The sequence below is a fragment of the Geodermatophilus sp. URMC 61 genome, assembly GCF_052931555.1.
In genome coordinates, this window is record NZ_JBRFHZ010000002.1 from 5,071,264 (window position 1) to 5,091,256 (window position 19,993).

At 75.5% G+C, this 19,993-nt stretch carries 19 protein-coding genes and 1 tRNA gene; 14 read left to right on the forward strand and 6 right to left on the reverse strand.

The features are described from left to right. Positions 1-292: 292 nt before the first annotated feature. The 3 genes from ACU610_RS23790 (at position 293) to ACU610_RS23800 (ending at position 3,221) form a co-directional block, all read left to right on the forward strand. The gene (locus ACU610_RS23790) at positions 293-1,606 is read left to right on the forward strand and encodes a PP2C family protein-serine/threonine phosphatase (protein WP_446770157.1); all 1,314 of its coding nucleotides are present in this window, start codon (positions 293-295) and stop codon (positions 1,604-1,606) included. Between the two features lie 42 nt (positions 1,607-1,648). Further along, positions 1,649-2,140: a MarR family winged helix-turn-helix transcriptional regulator gene (locus ACU610_RS23795; RefSeq protein WP_446770158.1), complete on the forward strand. Its 492-nt coding sequence runs from the start codon at positions 1,649-1,651 to the stop codon at positions 2,138-2,140. 73 nt (positions 2,141-2,213) lie between these two features. Next, a complete protein-coding gene (locus ACU610_RS23800) occupies positions 2,214-3,221 on the forward strand; it encodes an LLM class flavin-dependent oxidoreductase (protein ID WP_446770159.1) in 1,008 nt (335 codons plus the stop codon). Positions 3,222-3,345: 124 nt separating this feature from the next. Here the strand turns inward: ACU610_RS23800 and ACU610_RS23805 are convergent, their stop codons facing one another. From ACU610_RS23805 to ACU610_RS23820, 4 genes are all read right to left on the reverse strand, one after another. Next, positions 3,346-4,878 carry a carboxyl transferase domain-containing protein gene (locus ACU610_RS23805; RefSeq protein WP_446770160.1) on the reverse strand — a complete coding sequence of 511 codons (1,533 nt, stop codon included), beginning with the start codon at positions 4,876-4,878 and terminating at the stop codon, positions 3,346-3,348. Next, the gene (locus ACU610_RS23810) at positions 4,875-6,065 is read right to left on the reverse strand and encodes a CaiB/BaiF CoA transferase family protein (protein WP_446770161.1); all 1,191 of its coding nucleotides are present in this window, start codon (positions 6,063-6,065) and stop codon (positions 4,875-4,877) included. Before ACU610_RS23810 ends, ACU610_RS23805 begins: the two co-directional genes overlap by 4 nt. A 36-nt stretch (positions 6,066-6,101) precedes the next feature. After that, the gene (locus ACU610_RS23815) at positions 6,102-7,517 is read right to left on the reverse strand and encodes an SLC13 family permease (RefSeq protein WP_446770162.1); all 1,416 of its coding nucleotides are present in this window, start codon (positions 7,515-7,517) and stop codon (positions 6,102-6,104) included. Positions 7,518-7,652: 135 nt separating this feature from the next. Next, the gene (locus ACU610_RS23820; RefSeq protein ID WP_446770163.1) at positions 7,653-8,243 is read right to left on the reverse strand and encodes a 5-formyltetrahydrofolate cyclo-ligase; all 591 of its coding nucleotides are present in this window, start codon (positions 8,241-8,243) and stop codon (positions 7,653-7,655) included. 173 nt (positions 8,244-8,416) lie between these two features. Here ACU610_RS23820 and galU point away from each other — a divergent pair, with 173 nt between their 5' ends. The 5 genes from galU to ACU610_RS23845 all read left to right on the forward strand — a co-directional run bounded on the left by galU (position 8,417) and on the right by ACU610_RS23845 (position 12,491). Beyond that, positions 8,417-9,331, forward strand: a complete 915-nt coding sequence (gene galU, locus ACU610_RS23825; RefSeq protein ID WP_446770164.1) for a UTP--glucose-1-phosphate uridylyltransferase GalU — start codon at positions 8,417-8,419, stop codon at positions 9,329-9,331. 41 nt (positions 9,332-9,372) lie between these two features. Then, on the forward strand, positions 9,373-10,776 hold the full coding sequence (glp, locus tag ACU610_RS23830) for a molybdotransferase-like divisome protein Glp (protein ID WP_446770165.1): 1,404 nt from the start codon (positions 9,373-9,375) through the stop codon (positions 10,774-10,776). An 8-nt stretch (positions 10,777-10,784) separates the two neighbouring features. Then, positions 10,785-11,405, forward strand: coding sequence for a GNAT family N-acetyltransferase (locus ACU610_RS23835; RefSeq protein ID WP_446770166.1), 621 nt, complete (start codon positions 10,785-10,787; stop codon positions 11,403-11,405). A 165-nt stretch (positions 11,406-11,570) separates the two neighbouring features. Continuing rightward, a complete protein-coding gene (gene sepX / locus ACU610_RS23840; protein ID WP_446770167.1) occupies positions 11,571-12,284 on the forward strand; it encodes a divisome protein SepX/GlpR in 714 nt (237 codons plus the stop codon). 133 nt (positions 12,285-12,417) lie between these two features. After that, positions 12,418-12,491 (forward strand) — tRNA-Ala (locus ACU610_RS23845). Between the two features lie 65 nt (positions 12,492-12,556). Here the strand turns inward: ACU610_RS23845 and ACU610_RS23850 are convergent. Next, a complete protein-coding gene (locus tag ACU610_RS23850; protein WP_446770168.1) occupies positions 12,557-13,495 on the reverse strand; it encodes a PRC-barrel domain-containing protein in 939 nt (312 codons plus the stop codon). On the opposite strand from ACU610_RS23850, the gene ACU610_RS23855 reads away from it, so the two are divergent. The 6 genes from ACU610_RS23855 (at position 13,494) to ACU610_RS23880 (ending at position 19,174) form a co-directional block, all read left to right on the forward strand. Continuing rightward, complete coding sequence (locus ACU610_RS23855; protein ID WP_446770169.1) at positions 13,494-13,715, forward strand: hypothetical protein; 222 nt, start codon at positions 13,494-13,496, stop codon at positions 13,713-13,715. The two genes, ACU610_RS23850 and ACU610_RS23855, sit on opposite strands and share 2 nt — an antisense overlap. Positions 13,716-13,856: 141 nt before the next feature. After that, a complete protein-coding gene (locus tag ACU610_RS23860; RefSeq protein WP_446770170.1) occupies positions 13,857-14,474 on the forward strand; it encodes a hypothetical protein in 618 nt (205 codons plus the stop codon). Continuing rightward, positions 14,471-15,163, forward strand: coding sequence for a signal peptidase I (locus ACU610_RS23865; protein WP_446770171.1), 693 nt, complete (start codon positions 14,471-14,473; stop codon positions 15,161-15,163). The genes ACU610_RS23860 and ACU610_RS23865 overlap by 4 nt, the downstream gene beginning before the upstream one ends. A gap of 126 nt (positions 15,164-15,289) precedes the next feature. Further along, positions 15,290-16,345, forward strand: coding sequence for a hypothetical protein (locus tag ACU610_RS23870; protein ID WP_446770172.1), 1,056 nt, complete (start codon positions 15,290-15,292; stop codon positions 16,343-16,345). Then, positions 16,342-17,994 carry a diguanylate cyclase gene (locus ACU610_RS23875; RefSeq protein WP_446770173.1) on the forward strand — a complete coding sequence of 551 codons (1,653 nt, stop codon included), beginning with the start codon at positions 16,342-16,344 and terminating at the stop codon, positions 17,992-17,994. Before ACU610_RS23870 ends, ACU610_RS23875 begins: the two co-directional genes overlap by 4 nt. Before the next feature lie 139 nt (positions 17,995-18,133). Then, complete coding sequence (locus tag ACU610_RS23880) at positions 18,134-19,174, forward strand: hypothetical protein (protein WP_446770174.1); 1,041 nt, start codon at positions 18,134-18,136, stop codon at positions 19,172-19,174. 18 nt (positions 19,175-19,192) lie between these two features. Here the strand turns inward: ACU610_RS23880 and ACU610_RS23885 are convergent, their stop codons facing one another. Then, on the reverse strand, positions 19,193-19,978 hold the full coding sequence (locus tag ACU610_RS23885) for an enoyl-CoA hydratase/isomerase family protein (RefSeq protein ID WP_446770175.1): 786 nt from the start codon (positions 19,976-19,978) through the stop codon (positions 19,193-19,195). Between the last annotated feature and the right edge of the window lie 15 nt (positions 19,979-19,993).

The window sequence follows — 19,993 nt, forward strand, 5'->3', positions numbered from 1 at the left end:
CGGCGGGCCGCGTCCACCTCCCCCTCGTTCCCCGTGGCCTCGCCGTCATGCACGAGACGGTTCCGGATCCCTCGGGGCGGTGTGCCCGCAGCGACGGCCACGAGCTCCCGGAGTTCGACGAGCGGGGTCCGGAGCGCGACAGCCGGCTCCGCCGGGCCGGTGCTGGGGGCATCCCCCCTGCTCAGGGAGCTGCCCCACGGCGCGGGAGGGCTCCTCCCGGCTATGGTTGAGCTGCGCAACGGAGCCGCGACCTGCCGGCCGTGGCCGAGCGCAGTCGCAGTCGGGAGGCGCTGTGGCCCTCCCGTCGTTCCGCCCCCGCGCCGCGTCGTCCCCGGACGAGCCGCCGGGCGCCCCGCTCCCCATCGAGACGCTGCTGCCGGCTGCGTCAGACGAGGCGTTCGAGCGGTTCGTCCGGCTGGTCCGCCACCAGCTGTCGGTGCCCGTGGCGCTGGTGACGTTGGTGAGCACCGAGGAGCAGGTCTTCCCCGGCGCCGCAGGGCTACCGGAGCCGTACCAGAGCGAGCGGCGTACCCCGCTGAGCCACTCCTTCTGCCAGCACGTGGTCGCCTCGTCCGAGCCGCTGGTCGTCGAGGACGCGCGGCGTCACCCCCTGGTCCGGCACAACCTCGCCGTCCCGGACCTGCACGTCGTCGCCTACGCGGGCCTACCGCTGCTGGACGCCGATGGCCGGGTGATCGGCTCGCTGTGCGCCATCGACTCGCAGCCGCGGCGCTGGACCGACACCGACCTCGCGGTGCTCACCGACCTGGCCGGCGCCTGCTCCTCGGAGCTGCAGCTGCGGATCATGACCGCGCGTGCCGCCCAGGCCGCCGACGTCGCCGCCCGCGAGTGGCGGCGCACCCAGCAGCTCCTGGAGGAGCGCAGCAGCGTCGCGGAGACGCTGCAGCGCGCGATGCTCCCCCAGCTCCCGGAGCCCGACGGGCTGGAGCTGGCCGGTCGCTACCTGCCCGCGCACAGCAACCACCGGGTGGGCGGGGACTGGTTCGACGGCTTCTGCGCCGCCGACGACGCCACGGTGCTGGCGATCGGCGACACCGTGGGCCACGACATCGCCGCCGCCGCGGACATGAGCCAGCTGCGCACGTTGCTGCGCGGCTACGCCGTCGACCGCGGCGAGGTGCCCTCCGAGACGATGCAGCGCCTGGACCGGGCGATGGTCCGACTGCCGGTGGACGCCATCGCCTCGATCGTCCTGGCCCGCATCGAGCCCACGGAGCCCGACGGGTCCCGGCGGCTGCGCTGGACCAACGCCGGCCACCCGCCGCCCCTGCTGCTGCGCCCCGACGGCGCGGTCGACGTGCTGCGCACCCCGCCGGACATGCTCGTCGGCATCGATCCGACCCGGCCACGCCGGGACCACGCGACGGACCTCCCGGCGGGCAGCACGCTGCTGCTCTACACCGACGGCCTGATCGAGCGCCGCAGCACCGGCCAGGACATCGACGCCGGTACCGCCGCCCTCGCCGCCACGCTCGGCGGGCTGCAGGACCTGCCGGCCGACGCGATCCTCGACCGCGTGCTGGCCCCGGTCCGCTACGACCGCGAGGACGACATCGCCGCTCTCGCCATCCGCGTCGAGGGCTGACCTCCGGGTCGTGGCGTGTCGCTCACCAGTACGGTTCGAGACGTGGCGCAGCGGTGGCTCGACGAGGAGCAGCAGCGGACCTGGCGGACGTGGTTGAGCGTCGCCGAGTTGCTCCCTCGGGTGCTCGACGCCCAGCTCCAGCGCGACGCCGGCCTCAGCCACGCCGCCTACGTGGTCCTCGCCATGCTGTCGGAGGCGCCCGGACGCAGCCGGCGGATGAGCGACCTGGCCCGCCGCGCCAACCAGTCGCAGAGCCGGCTCTCGCACACCGTCGCGCGGTTGGAGGAGCGTGGCTGGGTACGCCGTGAGCGCTCCACCGAGGACGGCCGGGGGAACGTCGCCGTCCTCACCGACGCGGGGTGGGACGTCGTCCGTTCGGTCGCGCCCGGTCACGTGGATGCCGTCCGCGCGGCGCTGTTCGACCCGCTCACCGAGGAGCAGACCCGCGCCCTCGGCGACGCGCTGCAGACGGTGCTCGACGGCCTCGACCCCGACCACCGGTTGCGCTTCCGGGAGGGCGCGGACGCCGGCTGACAGCCGTGGGAGCCGGCCCGTGTGATCGCCGGCCGACGGGAAGCCGCGGACGGTGGCCCACGTTGCGCCGGGGGTGTCCGAGCCGCTGCCGCTGTCCGTCCTCGAGCTGGGCACCGTCGGCTCGGGGCAGTCCACCGTCGACGCCCTCGCCGCGACCACCCGCGTCGCACAGGCCGCGGACCGCCTCGGCTACACCCGGCTCTGGGTCGCCGAGCACCACAACACCCCCGCGGTGGCGAGCACGAACCCGCCGGTGCTCATCGCCCACCTCGCCGCGGTCACCGACCGGATCCGAGTCGGCTCCGGCGGGGTGATGCTGCCCAACCACGCGCCCCTCGTCGTCGCCGAGCAGTTCGCGCTGCTCGAGGCGCTGCACCCGGGCCGGGTCGACCTCGGCATCGGCCGCGCGCCGGGCACCGACCCGCAGACCGCCGTCGCCCTGCGCCGCGACCCCGCCGCCCTGTCGGCCGAGGACTTCCCGCAGCACCTCGTCGACCTGCTCGGCCTGCTCGGCGACCCCCGCGTCGAGGGCGGCCTGGCCGAGCACTTCCGGGCCACGCCGGCGGCCGCGTCGGCCCCACAGGTCGTGCTGCTCGGCTCCAGCGGCTTCTCCGCGCAGCTGGCCGGCGAGCTCGGCCTGCCGTTCGCCTTCGCCCACCACTTCGGCGGCCCGCACGTGCAGACCGCCGTCGCGCTCTACCGCGACACCTTCCGGCCCTCGCCCGTGCTGACGCGGCCGTACACGATCGTGACGGCGAACGTGCTCGCCGCCGACACCGCGGAGGACGCCCGCCGGCTGGCGCTGCCCGGGCAGCTCATGCGGCTGTCGCTGCGGCTGGGCCGGCTGCGCCCGGTGCCCAGCCTCGAGGAGGCCGAGCGCGACCCGGAGCGCGCCGCCGCCGAGGCGATGCCGAGCAACGCGATCGTCGGCGACCCCGCAGCCGCCGTGACCGAGCTGCGGCAGCTGGCCGCCGACACCGGCGCCGACGAGCTGATGCTCTCGGCGTCCACCCACGGCGTCGCCGAGCGGCTGCGCAGCCTGGAGCTGGTCGCCGCCGCGTGGGGCCTCCCCGCGGCCTGAGCGAGGACCCCGTCCTGCGGTCGCCGTCCGCCGACGTCCGGCTCACCGTCGCGGGTCCTGGCTCAGCACCGAGGGTGAGCCAGGACCCGCGACGATCAGCTCAGCTGATCATCGTCGGTGGACGTCAGCGGCCCAGGTGACGGTACCGGTGCAGCCGGGTGCGGAAGCGCTCGCCGTCGTCCCGCCCGAGCAGGTTGGCCAGCTCCTCGCCGAGCACCCGCCCCAGTCGCCGGCAGAACTCGACCGGTTCGTCGGCGGCGTCCGGCCGCTCGGGGACGACGCGGTCGACGATCCCGGCCCGCCACAGGTCGGTGGCCCGCACTCCCTGGGCGGCGGCCATCTCGTCGGCCCGGTCGACGGTGCGGTGCACGATCGCCGAGGCGCCCTCCGGCGGCAGCGGGCCCAGCCAGCCGTTGGCCGCGGCCAGCACCCGGTCGGCCGGGGCGAGCGCGAGCGCCCCGCCGCCGGTGCCCTGGCCGAGCAGCACCGCGAGCGTCGGCGCCCGCAGCATCACCAGGTCCTGCAGACAGCGGGCGATCTCGGCGGCCAGCCCGCCCTCCTCGGCCTCCTTCGACAGCGCCGCGCCGGGGGTGTCGATCAGGGTGACCAGCGGCAGGCGCAGCTCGGCGGCCAGCCGCATGCCGCGGCGGGCCTCGCGCAGCGCGGCCGGCCCGAGCGGCGCCGACAGCGACTGCCCGCGCCGGTCCTGACCGAGGACGACGCACGGCGCCCCGCCGAAGCGCGCCAGGGCCAGCAGCAGTCCGGGGTCCTTCTCCCCGGCGCCGGTACCCGACAGGCCGACCACGTCGGTGGCCGCCGTCCGCAGCAGCCGCCGCACACCGGGCCGGTCCGCGCGGCGGGAGGCGGTGACGACCGCCCAGGCGCTGCGACCGTCTGTGCTGTCCGCCCCACCCGACCCCGCGTCGGTGCCGTCCTCGGGCGTGGGCCGCTCCGCGTCGGCGACGTCCCGGTGCCAGGTCTGCCGGGCCGCCAGCACCCGCAGCGCCCGGTCGGCGACCTCGGCGATCTCCTCGTGCGGGACGACGGCGTCGATCAGCCCGTGCGCGGCCAGGTTCTCGGCGGTCTGCACGCCCTCGGGGAACGGTTCGCCGTAGAGGGCCTGGTAGACCCTCGCGCCGAGGAACCCGATGGAGGCGCCCGGCTCGGCGATGGTCACGTGGCCCAGCGACCCCCACGAGGCCAGGACGCCGCCGAACGTGGGGTGCCGCAGGTAGACCAGGTACGGCAGCCCGGCCTCCTTGTGCCGGGCGATGGCCGCGGTGATGCCGATCATCTGCAGGAACGCGACGGTGCCCTCCTGCATGCGAGTGCCGCCGGAGACCGGCGCGGCCAGCAGCGGCAGCCCCTCCTCGGTGGCCCGCTCGACCGCGGCGATGAGCCGTTCGGCGGCGGCCACGCCGATGGAGCCGGCGAGGAAGCCGAACTCGCCGGCGATCACCGCGACCCGCCGTCCGCGCAGCTGCCCCTCGCCGGTGATGACCGACTCGTCCTGGAGCGTCCGCTCCGCCGCGCGGGCCAGCTCGGCGGCGTAGGGCTCCGGGACGTCGCCGACCGTGATGGGGGAGTCCCAGCTCTTCCAGGACCCGGGGTCGAGGACGAGGTCCCGCAGCGCGCGGGCGTCCAGGGATCGGGTCACTGGGCAAGCCAGGCGCGGATCGCCTCGTTGGAGGAGCCCAGCACCGGCGGCGCGGCGTGGTCGCGCCGGGTGGTCTCGGTCTCGCCGTCCGCACCGGGGGCGAAGAAGCGCAGCGGCGGGCCGGGCAGCTGCAGCCGGCCGAGCGTCGGGTGCTCGACGTCGATCAGCAGGCCCTGCGACAGCGTCTGGTCCCAGCCGTAGACCTCGTCGAGGGTGCGCACCTTGCCCGCCGGGACGCCGGCGCCGGCGAGCCGGGCGAGCAGCTCCTCGGGGGAGATGTCGGTGAAGGTCCGCTCCAGCAGCTCGATCACCTGGTCGCGGTGGGAGACGCGCTCGCCGTTGGTGGCCAGACCGGGCGCCTCGGCGTCGAGACCGAACTCGGTGCACAGCCGCCGCCACAGTCCCTCCGACCCGCAGGAGAGCTGCACGCTGCCGCCCTTGCAGTGGAACAGGCCGTAGGGCGCGATGGAGGGGTGGTGGTTGCCCTGCGCGCGGTTGACCTGGCCGCCCACGGTCCACGCCGTGCCCTGGTAGGCGTGCACGCCGACGACGGCGGCCAGCAGCGAGGTCCGCACCACCTGGCCGCGGCCGGTGCGCTGCCGCTCGATGAGCGCCGCGAGCACGCCGTAGGCGCCGTACATGCCGGCCAGCAGGTCGCTGATCGGCACCCCGACCTTCTGCGGGTCGTCCGGGCCGGAGCCGGTCAGCGACATCAGCCCGCCCTCGCCTTGGGCGATCTGGTCGTAGCCGGCCCGGCCGCCCTCGGGCCCGTCGTGCCCGAAGCCGCTGATCGAGAGCAGCACCAGCCGCGGGTTGAGCTGCTCCAGCACGTCGGTGCCGAAGCCGAGGCGGCCCAGCGTGCCGGGGCGGAAGTTCTCCAGCAGCACGTCGGCGCGGCGCACCAGCTCCCGCAGCAGCTCCTTGTCGCCGTCGTCCTTGAGGTCGAGGGTGACCGACTCCTTGTTCCGGTTGGCCGAGAGGAAGTACGTGGACTCCCGGTCGCCGCCCTCCGGGTGGAGGAAGGGCGGTCCCCAGCCGCGGCTGTCGTCCCCGTCGCCGGGGCTCTCCACCTTGATGACGCGGGCGCCGAGGTCGCCGAGCATCATCCCGGCGTGCGGCCCGGCGAGGGCGCGGGTCAGGTCGACGACGAGGACGCCGTCCAGGGGACCGTCGAGCGGGGCGGACATCGGATCTCCTTGAGAGGACGGAAGCGACCCGGTCGGTCAACCGAGCACGACGAACAGGAACCAGACGACGACCGGGGCCACGATGGTGACAACCGCGGCGTAGGCCAGGAGCTGGCGGAAGAACACGGTCTTGTCGACGCCGCGAGCGTTGGCCAGAACCAGCGCACCGTTGGTGGAGAACGGGCTCACGTCCACGATGGTCGAGGAGACGGCGAGCGCGGCGACGAATCCGATCGCTGCCACACCGGTTCCGCTCTGGAGAAAGGGCACCGCGAGCGGGATCAGCGACCCGAGCACCGCCGTCGACGACGCGAACGCCGACACCACCGCGCCGATGAAGCACAGCAGCAGCGCCGCGAACAACGGGGAACCGATGCCCGCGACGCTGTTGCCGACATAGTCGATCGTCCCCATCGAGTCCAGGACTCCGACGTAGGTGGCGACACCGCAGATCAGCAGGATCTCCGGCCAGGTGACCTGCCCGGCCGCGCTCCTCTGCAGGTGCGGCTGGAGCAGCGCCAGCACCGCACCGATCGAGATGGCCACGAACCCGACCTCTGCGCTGGAGAGATCGAAAACGGGGGTGGCGACCGCGAGCGCCAGCAAGCCGACGACAGTCAGCGCCTGATGGGGCCGGGAGCCGGACGGGACCGGGTCGGGCAGATGCTCATCGAGGAGGGAGTCCGGCGCGTGCTCGGCCTCGGCACGCCACTCGGTCATGGCCTGCCCCTCGGCGTCGCCGTACGCCTGCGCGCCCTTCTGGGGTGACGTGACCACGACATGGGCTCCCTCCGCCGGCAGGAGCGGAGGCTCCCCGGCAGATCCGCCGGCAGTGCCGACGCGCTGCCGGAGCAGCTTGCGGCCGCCCAGCACGGCGAACAACAGCGCGGACACCACGAAGTTGACGGCAAAACTGGCGCCCATCGTCACGTACTGGTTGAGCGGCAGCCCGGCCGACTCCACCACGCCGTTGGTGATTCCGCCGTAGATGCTGCTCGGCGAGAAGCCACCCGCCTGCGCTCCGTGGATGACCATGAGGCCCATCAGGAGGGGGCTGATGCCGTACTGGGCGGCGAAGCCGAGCGCGATGGGGGCGACGATGGCGACCGCGCCGGGGCTGACCGCGCCCACCGCGGTCAGGATGGCGGCGATCAAGAACATGATCCAGGGGATCGCGGCGACCCGCCCGCGCACCACGCGGACGGCCACCTGCACCAGCCAGTCGATCGTGCCGTTGTTCTGCGCGACAGCAAACAGGAACGTGATCCCGACGAGGGTCAGAAAGAGGTCACCCGGGAAAGTGGCGATTATGTCGTCGGTCCCTAGACCGGCGACCGTGGTACCGATGATGCCGGCGCCGACGAACGCCAGCACCCCCATGTTGACTGGCAGCACGGTCGCGACAGCGAACATTGCGACGAGCGCCAGGATGGAGATCAGCTCAGGCGACATTGCCCTCTCCTCGGATTGCGAAGATCACGACGGGGGCGATGATGGTGACGATCTCAGGGGGCAACGTCCCTCCCGCGACGTCGGGGTAGGTGTGATCGATCCCACTGTGGCAGGTAACCAGCCGGTAGGTGCAGGTCAGGGGGCCGAAAGCTCCTCCCAGCCGCCGGACGGCGTGACCACCGCGGTGACGCGCTGGTCGTGCGGCTCGACGGGCAGCTCGTCGACCAGCTCGTCGTCGAAGACCAGGGCCACCAGCCGCGCGCCGGGGCGGACGTGCCGCAGCGCGCGGTCGTAGTAGCCGCCGCCGCGGCCCAGGCGCACCCCGGTCCGGTCGACCGCGAGCGCGGGGACGACGACGACCTCGGCGGCGCCGATCGCCGTCGGTCCCAGCCGCGGTCCCACCGGCTCGAGCAGCCCGAACCGGCCCGGGGCCAGCCGGCCGGTGTCGACCGCCCAGGTCAGCTCGCGACCGTCGGGCGGGACCACCGGGAGGAGCACCCGCGAGCGGAGCTGGGTGAAGGCCGCCGGCAGCCGGCCCGCCCCGGGCTCGGTCGGGTCGGGCACGAAGGCGGCCAGCGTCCGGACGCCGGCCAGGCCGCGCAGCAGGGCGGTGGCGACGGCCGCGCTGGCGGCGGCGCGCTCCTCGGCGGAGCGGGCCTCCCGGCGGGCCCGGATCCGGGCGCGGAGCGCGACCTTGGCCTCGGTCACGTCGTCCGCGGGGGTCACCGCCGCAGGCTAGCCAGCTCACCTGGGAGTCCCGGTCCGACCGGCCCGGCCCGCGGCCGCCGGGACGGCGTGTCGGCGCGTGTCGCCGGGCGCGACCGGTGCCCCGGCCGGGGAGGGCCGCGCCGACGGCACCGCGCGGGGGGCGCCGGTGCCGGGTCACTAGGCTCGCGCGCATGCCGACTCCGAGCAGCCGCCCGACGCGGAAGGCCGTCATCCCCGTCGCCGGCATGGGGACCCGATTCCTGCCGGCCACCAAGGCGGTGCCCAAGGAGCTGCTGCCGGTGGTCGACCGGCCCGCGCTCCAGTACATCGTCGAGGAGGCCGCGCGCGCCGGGCTCGGCGAGGTGCTCATGGTCACCGGCCGCAACAAGGCCGCGATCGAGGACTTCTTCGACCGCAACCCGGAGCTCGAGACGGCGCTGGAAAAGAAGGGGGACGCCGCCCGCCTGGCCGCGGTGCACGAGTCCACCGAGGTCGCCCAGGTGCACTTCGTCCGGCAGGGCGAGGCGCGCGGTCTCGGCCACGCGGTGCTGCAGGCCGCCGCGTTCGTCGGCGACGAGCCGTTCGCCGTCCTGCTCGGTGACGACATCATCGACGCCCGCGACCACCTGCTCGAGCAGATGCTCCAGGTGCAGGCCGAGCACGGCGGCTCGGTCGTGGCGCTGCTCGACGTCGGCCGGGAGAACATCGACAAGTACGGCGCCGTCGCCGTCGAGCCCGGCGGCACCGACGTGGTGGCGATCACCGGCCTGGTCGAGAAGCCGCCGGTCGACGAGGCGCCGAGCAGCCTGGCGATCATCGGCCGCTACGTGCTGGCCCCCGAGGTCTTCGACGTGCTGCGCGCGACCACGCCCGGCCGCGGCGGGGAGATCCAGCTGACCGACGCGCTGGCCACCCTGGTCGAGCGCGGTGAGCCGGTGCACGGCGTGGTCTTCTCCGGTCGCCGCTACGACACCGGCGACCGGCTCGACTACCTCAAGGCCGTCGTCCAGCTGGCCAGCGAGCGTGACGACCTCGGCCCGGACTTCCGCGCCTGGCTGGCCGAGTTCGTGGCCCAGCTGCCCGCTGCGGGCGCGTCGGAGGCCTGAGCGGAGGCCCTCAGGGGGCAGCATCGACCCCTGTGGTGGGCATGACCGAGGACGGCAGGGGCGGGACGGTCCCGGGGTACCGGGACACCACGGCGCTGGACCTGCGCTCCGGCACCCCGGTGCGCGACGTGCCGGAGCCCTCGCCCGCCACCCCCGTGCACGAGACGACGGCGATCGACCGCGGCACCGTGCCGCCGCCCCCCGCCACCGCCGAGCCGGCACCGCCGCGCACCGTCGAGCAGCACCTCGACGAGATCCTCTCGGCGGTACCGCAACCGGACCCGATCGAGCTGGCCGTGCTCGACGCGCAGGGCCTGCTCTGCGCTGAGGAGGTGGTCAGCCAGCGCGCGCTGCCCGCGTTCGACCAGGCCGCGCTCGACGGCTACGCCGCCCGCGCGCTGGACGTCGAGGGCGCCACGCCGGCGGAGCCGGCGCGCCTGTCGGTGGTGGGGGAGACCGTCGCCGGCCCGAGCGGCCCGGCGTCGATCGGCCCCGGGATGGCGCAGAAGGTGGCCGCCGGCGCGATGCTGCCGGCCGGCGCGGACGTCGTCGTCCCGGTGGTCTGGACCGACGGCGGCATGGCCACCGTCGCCGTGCACGCCGGCCCGCTCACCGGCACCTACGTGCGCCGGGCGGGGGACGACGTCGCGCCGGGCACCACCGCGGTGCAGGTCGGCACCCCGATCGGCCCGGCCCAGATCAGCCTGCTGGCCGCCGTGGGCCGCGACCGGGTGCAGGTGCGACCCCGGCCGCGGGTCGCCGTCCTGTCCGCGGGCGGCGAGCTCGTCGACATCAGCACGCCGCCGGGCCCCGGCCAGGTCGTCGACGTCAACAGCTACGCGCTGGCCGCCGCGGCACGAGACGCCGGGGCCGAGGCCTACCGGTGGGGCATCCTCCCGGCCGAGCCGCGCCGGCTGTCCGAGGTGCTGGAGAGCCAGCTGCTGCGCAGCGACCTGGTGCTCGTCGCCGGCACCTTCGCCAGCGAGGGTGACCCGGTGCAGGAGGCGCTCGCCGCGCTGGGCCCCATGCAGTTCTCGCCGGTGACGATGCACCCCGGACCCGTGCAGGCCTTCGGCCGGCTGGGCCCGGACTCCGTCCCGGTCATCTGCGTGCCCGGCGAGCCGGTCGCGGCGCTGGTCGCCTTCGAGGTCTTCGTGCGCCCGGCGATCCGGATGATGCTCGGCAAGCGCCAGCTGTTCCGCCGGACGGTGCAGGCGATCGCCGCCGAGCGGCTGCTCTCGCCGCTGGGCTACCGGCAGTACCTGCACGGTCAGGTGATGCGCCACCCCGACGGCGGCTACGTCGTCGAGCCCCTGGGGGACGGCGACGAGGCGATGCTGGCGCGGATGGCGCGGGCGAACTGCCTGATCGTCATCGACGAGGACGTCACCGAGGTGGCTGCCGGCGGGCTGGTCACCGTGATGCCGCTGTTGCTGGGCGGCTGAGCGGCGCCGTGGTCGACTCCTCGCTGCGCCCCGGCTGGCCGGCGCACCTGGCCTGGGGCCCGGTGGAGCTGCACCCGCCGCGCCGGCGGGACGCCGAGGAGTGGAGCCGGGTCCGGCTGGCCAACGAGGCGTGGCTGGCGCCGTGGGAGCCGACCGCGGCCGGACCGTGGGCGGCGCGGCACACCTCCGCGGCCTACCGGGTGATGCGGCGGGCCGTGCTGCGCCGCGCCGCGATGGGCCTGTCGCTGCCGTTCGTCGTCCGGGTGGAGGGCCGGCTCGTCGGGCAGGTGACCATCGACAACGTCGTCCGGGGCGCGCTGCGCTCGGGCAACCTGGGCTACTGGATCGACCGTGCCGTCGCCGGCCGGGGGATGGCCTCGCTGGCCGTGGCCCTGGTGTGCGACCACGCCTTCGGGCCCGCGCGGCTGCACCGGCTGCAGGCCGACATCCGTCCCGAGAACGGGCCGAGCCGGGGGCTGGTGCAGCGTCTGGGGTTCCGTCACGAGGGCCTGCTGCGCCGGTACCTCGACATCGACGGCGACTGGCGCGACCACGACACGTTCGCCCTGCTGGCCGAGGACGTGCCCGGCGGCGTGGTCGAACGGTGGCGGTCCCGCGTACCACGCTGACCGGCGGACGACGCGGTGTCGCCGTGTCGACACGCCGATCCGGGACCCCAGCAGGACACTCCAGTCACACGACACTCCGGGACACACCGCGCGCCTCCCTCGAACGGAGGAGTACAGGCCGTAACTTCCCCCCGCAGGTGACGCGTGTGACGGGTGGTGTTCGGGATGGGTTCGGGTGTGCTGCTGGCCGCTCTGGTCGTGCTGTGGTTCGTCGTGCTGGTGCCCATGGTGGTGACCCGCGGTGACTCCTCGGCCGGCCGTGCCACGGGGGCCGACGCCGGCCGCACGCTGCAGCGGCGCCGGGTGGTCGACCCCGCGGTGTTCGCCGAGACCGAGCGGGTCTCCATCGACCGCGCCGCGCTGGTGACCTCCGGCGAGCTGCGGGTCGACGTCCACGCCATCCGCCGCCGCATCCTCGCCGGCCTGCTCGCCCTCGCACTGCTCGCGGTGGTCGGCGCGCTGGTCTGGACCCCGTGGATGTGGATCGTCCAGGGCGTGCTCGACCTCGCCGTCGTCGCCTACCTGATGGTGCTGCGGGCCGCCGCGCGCCGGGAGCGGCTGGCCGCCCGCCGCGCCGCTCGGGCCGCCGCCCGCTCCACCCGCCGGCCGGACGTCCGTCCTGCCCCGCGCCCGGTGCCGGCGCCCCGGCCGGTCCCGGTCGAGGAGGAGCCTGCCGCGGAGGTGCACCGCACCGTCGGCCTGCGGCACCCGAGCCTGCCGCTGGCGCCGGTGCACCCGTTGCGCCCGGGTCGGGTCGTGGCCGCCCGGAGCGCGGCCCCGGCCGGCTGGCAGAACAGCGCTGTCGTGGGCCTGGACGACGACGACATCGGGTTCGCCGACATCGACGTCTACCAGCCGCGCCGGGTCGCCAACGGGTGAAGGACCCCACTGCTCCCCACCACTCGCAGGCTCGTGGCGGGGCCCTGCAGCGGGGCCGTTCCAGTCGGTCACCAGGCCGGGGCCGCCCCGGTCGTGGCGGCGGCGGAGGCGGACGGTAAGCTCGTCTCCGTCAGGGGCTGTAGCGCAGTCCGGTAGCGCACCTCGTTCGCATCGAGGGGGTCAGGGGTTCGAATCCCCTCAGCTCCACCCCGACACCCAGAGAGCCCCGCCCGGTCCGTCCGGCGCGGGGCTCTCCGGCATCCGCGTGCGGGTCAGCTGCGTGCCCGGGCCACGGCGGCGACGGCGGCCTGCGACGCCAGCGTGCCCAGGTGGCGTAGCTCCTCGGCGCCGAGCACCGCCCGGTGCCGCGCCGACTCGGCCGCGGCGACCACGAGCGGCGCGGCCGTGCGGCCGAGGTGCCGGACCTCCTCCCCGGCCCGCACCGCCCGGTGGCGGGCGGACTCGGCGGCGGCCAGCGCGAGCGGAGCGGCCGTGCGGCCGAGGCGCCGGGCACCCTCCGCCGTCCGCGCGGACACGGCGAGCACCTGTCCGGCGACCACCTCGGCGCGGGACGGCGGGCGAGGTGCCCACGGGCGACGGGCCCACAGCCGCCGCGGCCACGGCTGTCGGACCTCCGCACGCCGGGCGCGGGCCCGCACCACGCCGAGCCCGGCCACCGCGGCGAGGGCGCCGGCAGCGAGCACGGCCCCGCGACCGGTCGACCCCGAACCGGGCGCCGGGACGGTGCCCGCTGCCGGGGTGGTGGCGGCCGGGGTGGTGGCAGCCGGGGCGGTGTCCACCACCGCGGCGCTGTCGGCTGCGGCCGCGGTGCCGCCCGGGGCGCCGGTCCCTGCGGCCGCGTCGGTCTCGCCCGCCGCAGCCGGCAGGAGGGTCGAGCTCGACGCCGCGATGCCGTAGTGCCGGTAGAGGTCGGCCTCCTGGTCCGTGGACAGCTCCCGGGCGCCGCCGACCGACGGGGCAGCGGTGACCTGGGCTCGGGTCACCGCGACCGTCACCCGGCCACCCGAGCCGTCGGCGTCCAGTGCCGGGACGACGGCACTCGCGCCCTCGACCTCGACGTACACCCACTCCGGTCGGCCGGTGGACTCGTCGGCGAGGACGGCGGTGATCGCGCCCAGTTCGGTCCCCTCGCGGTCGACGACGGTCCAGCCGACCCAGTCCTTGGCCTCGTTGCGTTCTGGCAGGCCCATGGCCGCCTCCTCGTCGGTCGCCGGTCACCGGTCGACGCCCGCGGCGGTGTCGTCGCCGGTCGGGCTCCCCGCAGCCTGGCTGCCCGCGAGGCCCGGCCGCAACCGGGTCCGGCACGCGGCGCGGCAGTCCGGCCACCACTCCTCGACGGCGACCGGCGGCGTCCTCCCCATCGGCGCCCGGGCCACGGGCGGGGCCGAGGTCTCCCACCCGATCGGGTGACGGCCTCCGCCAGGCCCCTCAGGGGTCCGACGGTGGTGTCGATCCACCGTGTGTCGAAGACGCAGGTCGCTGCGTCCCACCGCCGTCCGAGGAGTCGCCGTGCACCACCGTGCCCCCTGGGCTCGTCGCACCGTGCTGTCCGTGGCGGTGCCCGTGGGTCTCGTGACCAGTCTGGCCCTGACCTGGAGCTCGACCCACGCGGCCTTCTCCGCGAGCACCGGCAACGCCGACAACTCGTGGCAGACCGGCAGCGTCGTCCTCGCCGACAGCGACAGCGGGTCGGCCCTGTTCACCAGCACCAGCAGCAGTGACGGTGCCCTCAAGCCCGGCTCGTCCCGGTCGCGCTGCATCCGGCTCGACTACACGGGCAGCCTGCAGGCCGACATCCGCATGTACGTCGGGACGCCGGCGGGTGGTGCGACCGCGCTCGACCCCTACCTGCTGATGAGCGTCGAGCGGGGAACCGACGTCGACAAGGACACCGAGGTGAAGGCCGACTGCACCGGGTTCGCCCCCACCGGTCCGGCGACGTTCCTCGACAGCGCCACCCACGCCGACGCCCCCTCGACCGCGACCTCGCGGACGCTGGGCCACCTCAGGGCCCAGCACAGGGACCACGACACCGGCATCGTCGTGAACCCGGCCACCGCGCCGAACACGTACATGACCCTCCGGATCACCTACGTCCTCAAGGACGAGGACGGGGCGCAGAGCAAGCAGTCCGCCGCCACGTTCACCTGGGAAGCGAGGAACACGTGACCGCGCCAACGCTGATCGGCGACGTCCTCCGCTCGCGGGTGCCCGGACCCGCGGCCCCGGGGCGGGGCCTCCGGCCGGCCGCCGTGTACCGCGTGGTCGTCGCGACCGTGCTGGTGGCCGTGGCCGGCCTGGTGTTCCTCGCCCTCGCCCCGCGACTCGTCGGCTTCCAGGGGCACGTGGTCGTCTCCGGCTCGATGGAGCCGCGCCTCTCGCCGGGCGACGTGGTGCTGACGCGTCCGGTGCTCCCGCAGGACCTCCAGCCGGGACAGGTGCTGCTGTTCCCGGATCCCGAGGGGGCCGACCGGCTGGTGCTCCACCGCCTCGTCTCCTTCGACGCGCGCGGGGACCTCGTCACGCGGGGCGACGCCAACCAGAGCAACGACACCACGCCCGTGCCGTCCTCGAGCGTCATCGGTGAGGCGCAGTTGCGCGTGCCGTTCGTCGGGCTCCCCGCGTACTGGCGCCTCTCCGGTCAGTGGGGCCACCTGGGCCTGCTCGCGGTCCTCCTCACGGCAGCGACCGTCTCCACCCTCGGCGGGTCCCGCGGCCGGGTCAGGGGGCCGCGGGGCCGCACCAGCGCCGATCGGCACGCGGCCGCCCCGGCCCCGGACGGCGTCGTCCGCCGCGTCGGGCTGCCTCCCGTGCCTCCCGCCGGTCGGCTGCTGACGGGCGGGACCGGACGCCGCTGACCGCCGGTGGCCCGGTCCGGTGACCGCCGCCTCCTGCTCAACATCCGCCTGGCGCCGCCGAAGACATGAGCGAGCCGGACCGGTTCCGTCGGCCGGACCGCGGCCTCGCTGAGGGAGGGGGAGGGTGTGCGCCCGTCACCGCTCGCTCCGTCCCCGCGCCTGCTGCGCGGCAGCAGGGGCGCTGCCTGGCTGGTCGGCGCCGCCCTCCTCGCCCACCTGACGGCCGGGTGGATCGAGCTGCCGGTCGAGCCTGCCGCCGCGAGCACCAGCGCGGTCAGCCTGGTCGACGACCGCGGTGGCGCGGCGCTGTTCACCTCCACCGGCCTGCGCCCGGGTGCCACGGAGACCGCCTGCGTGGCGCTGGGGATGACCGGGTCAGCCCGGTCGACCGGTGAGGTGACGCTCAGCGCCGAGGTCACCGAGGACGCCCTCGCGCCCTACCTGTTCCTCACCGTCGAGCGGGGCGCGCTCGGCGACCCGGCGCGGTGCGCGTCCTTCACCGGCGTACCCGCGTGGAGCGGGACGCTGGCGCAGCTGCCCCGTACGGCCGCCGCGGGGATCCCGACGGGCTGGCGGCCCGGGGACTCGGCGGCGACGACCTACCGGGTCAGCGTCCGGGTCCTCGACGACCCCCGGGCGCAGGGCCTGCGGGCCGCGGCCACCTTCGTCTGGGCGCTCGACTTCGAGCCGGTCCCCGAACCGACCCCGGAGCCGACGCCGATTCCTGAGCCGCCCCCGGTCCCGGCGCCCGCACCGGCTCCCGAGCCCACGCCGGAACCCGAACCGACCGAGACGCCGACCCCGACCGCGACCCCGAGCGCCGTCCCGACGCCCCTGCCGGAGTCGGTCCTCCCGTCCGAGACCCCGAGCCCGACCCCGGCACCCGCGGGAAGCCACCCTGGTGGGGACCCGCCGCGTGGGGGCGGCGATGTCGTCCAGGCCCCGCCGCTGCAGGGGACCCCCACGACGGTCGCCGAGGTGGCCGCCGCGGTGGGGGAGACGGCGCTCGCCGTCGTCGAGGACGGTCAGTTCCCCCTCGCGCTCGTCGCCGTGGCCGCGGGGTTCCTGGCCGTGCAGGGCCGGCTCGACCGGCGGGACCCGAAGCTGGCGCTGGCCCGGGTCCACCAGGAACTGAACGACTTCCGAGACTTCCCCGAGCTGCCGAGGACGGCACCCGCATGAGCCAGACGGCTGCTTCCCCACAGGGTTCCCTGGACAACCTGCCCCTGGCCGACCGCCTCCGGTGGCTGCTCGCCGTCCGCATCGGCGTCGTCGTCCTCCTGCCCGTCGCGGCGTGGGTGGTCACGCGGACGGTCGACACCCCCGCGGTGGCGGCTCTCGTCGTGCCCGGGGTCGTGCTGCTGGCCGTGGGGCTCGCGCTGCACAAGCTGTCGGCGTTCGGCCGCCGCTGGGCGGTGGCGGCGATCACGGTGCCGGTGATCCTCGACGCGGTGCACCTGGGGTGGGCGCTCTACGTCGCCGGGGGCATCTCCGGACCGGTGGTGTACGTGATCGTCCTGCACGTCATCTGCGTCACGCTGCTCGGCTCGTTCCGCACCGGTCTGAAGCTCGCCCTGTGGCACTCGCTCGTGGTGATGTCGGTCCTCAAGGCGGTCGACACGGCCCTGCTGCCCGCACACGGCGTCTTCCAGGGCTTCGACTCCCTGCCCTACGGGGTCTTCCTGGTCGCCGTCTGGGTGACCGCGATGATGACCTCGGGCCTGGGCGCGGTCAACGAGCGCGAGCTGCGTCGCCGTCGCTACGACGAGGAGGCGCTGCGTCGGCTGGCGGGCGCCCTCCACGAGGCGGACACCGGCGCCAAGGTGGCCGAGGCGCTGCTCGACTTCACCGTCGACGCCGCCGACTCCCCCCTCGCCGCGGTGTACTGCCACGTGCCCGAGGGCAGCGCCGTGCCGGCGGTCGACCTGGCCGTCCGCAAGCGCCGGGACCAGGACGCCGAGCCCCTGCGGGCGGTCGGCGCACCTCCACCGGGGTCGCTGCTCGCGGCGGCGGTCGACCGGGGCAGCACGGTCCTGGCGGCCATGAAGGGCCCCGACCGGTGGGTGGACGAGGTGCTCGAGGGCGCCCGTCGGGTCGTCGCCGTCCCGTTCGGCCTCGACGGCTCCGGCAGCGGTGTCCTGACCTTCGAGGACGACGCGCGCAGCGGCTCGCGCATCGAGCGGCGCCGGGTGGGCGTCACCGAACAGGCGGTGGCGCACGCTGCCACGGCGTTCGCCCGCGTCGCGCTGCTGGAGCACCTGCAGGCCAGCGCGCTCACCGACGGCCTCACCGGGGTGGCCAACCGGCGTGCCTTCGACGCCGCGTTCGACCGGGAGCTGGCGGTCGCCGCCGGCAGCGGTGCGCCGGTGTCGGTGCTGATCGTCGACCTCGACCACTTCAAGCAGCTCAACGACACCTACGGCCACCAGGCCGGCGACGACGTCCTGCGGGGCGTGGGCGCAGCGCTGCGGTCCTGCGTGCGGCCCGGCGACGTCGCCGCGCGCTACGGCGGTGAGGAGTTCGCGCTGGTCCTGCCCGGCGCCACGGCGGACGAGGCCGTCGCGGTCGCGCGCCGGCTGCGAGCGGTCCTGCGGGAGGTGGCGGCACCGAGGCCGATCACGGCGAGCCTGGGCATCGCCTGCCAGCACGGGGCCGGCCTGCCCGCCGCGGAACTCCTCGCCGCGGCGGACACCGCGCTGTACGCCGCCAAGGCCGGCGGGCGGGACCAGGCCCACCTGGCGGGTGTGGAGGGGCCGGTCACCGGTGGCGCGGTCGACCGCGTGCCGCCGATCCCGGTGCCGCGCCCCGTCGAGGCGCACGCGGCCCGCTGACCGGAGGCCGCAGCGCTCCTCCCTCCTCCGGGGTGGGGTGCGGTGGCCGGGTCGCGGCGGGCTCAAGCCACAGCGGACCGGTGCCGATGCCTAGACGGGGTTCCCGCGGGCGCACGGGACCGGACGGGAGGGGATGACGATGGACCGGCCGCACCGGCGTGCCCGGCGGGTTCCCGGAGCGCGGCTGGCCGGGGTGGTCGCCGCGCTGGGGCTGCTCGTCGCCGTGCTGGCGCTCCCGCCGGTGCACTCGGCGTTCTCGGCCAGGACGGGCACGCCTCCCAACTCCCTGGCCGCCGACCAGGTGCAGCCACCGTCCGGGCTGACCGTCAAGCAGACGTGCTCGTACGCGTCCATCGTGTTGCGGGACACCTACACGTGGAACAGCGCCTCGCCGCTGACCCTCAGCCCCCCGGCCGGGACCCAGGCGGGCGACGTCCTGGTGGCGCAGGTTGCCTACTACGGCACCTCGACCGTCCAGGCGCCCAGCGGCTGGACCCGCTTCTCGCTGCCGGACACGAGCGGTGGCGTCGTCACCTCGGCCGTCTACTGGAAGGTCGCAGTGCTCAACGAGCCGCCCGCGACCTTCACCCGTACGGACACGACGACCGGTGACCTGGTGGGCGGCATCGTCGCGTACAGCGGGGTCAGCGGGAGCCCTCCCGTCGCCGCCGGGGCCACGGGCTCCGGCGACACCGCCACCTCGCCGGCGCTGACGGCGACGGCGACCGGCGCGGTGGTCGTCCACCTCCTGACCAGGAGCGCGGGGCAACCCCCGACACCGGAGGGCACCAATCCGCTCTGGACGCGCAGCTCCGACAGCGAGACCGTCACGGCGTCGTACGAGCCGTTCACGGGGCATGGTGCCGTTCCGCAGCGCACCTCGACGACAACCGGCTCCACGACCGCGTGGATCGCCCAGACGGTGGTCCTGCGTCCCCACCTCCAGCAGGTCGGGGCGTCCCTGTCCTGGACCGCGACCCCCAGTTCCTGGGCCGACGGCTACATGGGCGAGCGGGTCGTCGGTGGAACGGTCTACGGCCCCAGCACCGTGCCGTTCGGCACGACCACCGCCAGTGACGCGGGCCTGGCGAACGGCACGACCTACACCTACCGGATCTGGGCCTACCGCGGCGCGTGGAGGTCGGCCGTGGTGAGCACCCCGCTGACCACGTCCTGCTGAGCGGGCGTCCCGGACCGCTCAGCGGGCGGCGCGGAAGTCCGGCCGGCGCTTCTCGACGAACGCGCGCACGCCCGCCCGCCCCTCCGGGTCGTCCGCCGACTCGGCGATCAGCCGCGCCTCCTCGTCCAGGTGCTCGTCCAGCGTGCGGACGGCGGCACCGCGGATGAGCGTCCGGGTGCGCACCAACGCCCGCACCGGCCCGGCTGCCAGCGTGTGCGCGAGCTCGGTGGCGGCCGCGCGGAGCTCGTCGTCGGCCACCACGCGGGCGACCAGGCCGCAGGCGTGCGCCTCCGCGGCGTCGAGCGTGCCGTTGGTCAGCGCGAGGTCCAGGGCACGGGTCGGGCCGAGGGCGTGTGCCAGGGTCCACGAGGTGCCGCCGTCGGGGGAGAAGCCGATGGCGGCGTAGGCGGGCCGGATCCGGGTCGAGCGGGCGCAGACGACGACGTCGCAGGCGCCGATCAGCCCGACCCCTGCCCCGGCGACCGCGCCGTGCACGCCGGCGACCACCGGCACGGGCGTGCTGAGGAACGCCCGCACCACCTCGTGCCAGTCGGTGGCCAACCGGCCGACCGAGGTGCCCGGGTCGTCGGCTGCCGCGAAGCCGCGGACGTCGCCGCCGACGCAGAAGCGCTCGCCCTCGGCCAGCAGCAGCACCGCCCGGGTCTGCGGCGGTCGGGTGCGGAGCGCCTCGCCGAGCGCCGCGGCCATCGCCGGGTCGACGGCGTTGCCGGTGCCCGGGGAGTCGAGGGTGATCCGCCAGACGTCGCCGTCGACCACGGTGCGCACCCGGTCTGTCCCGCCCATCGCCGTCCCCTCGGA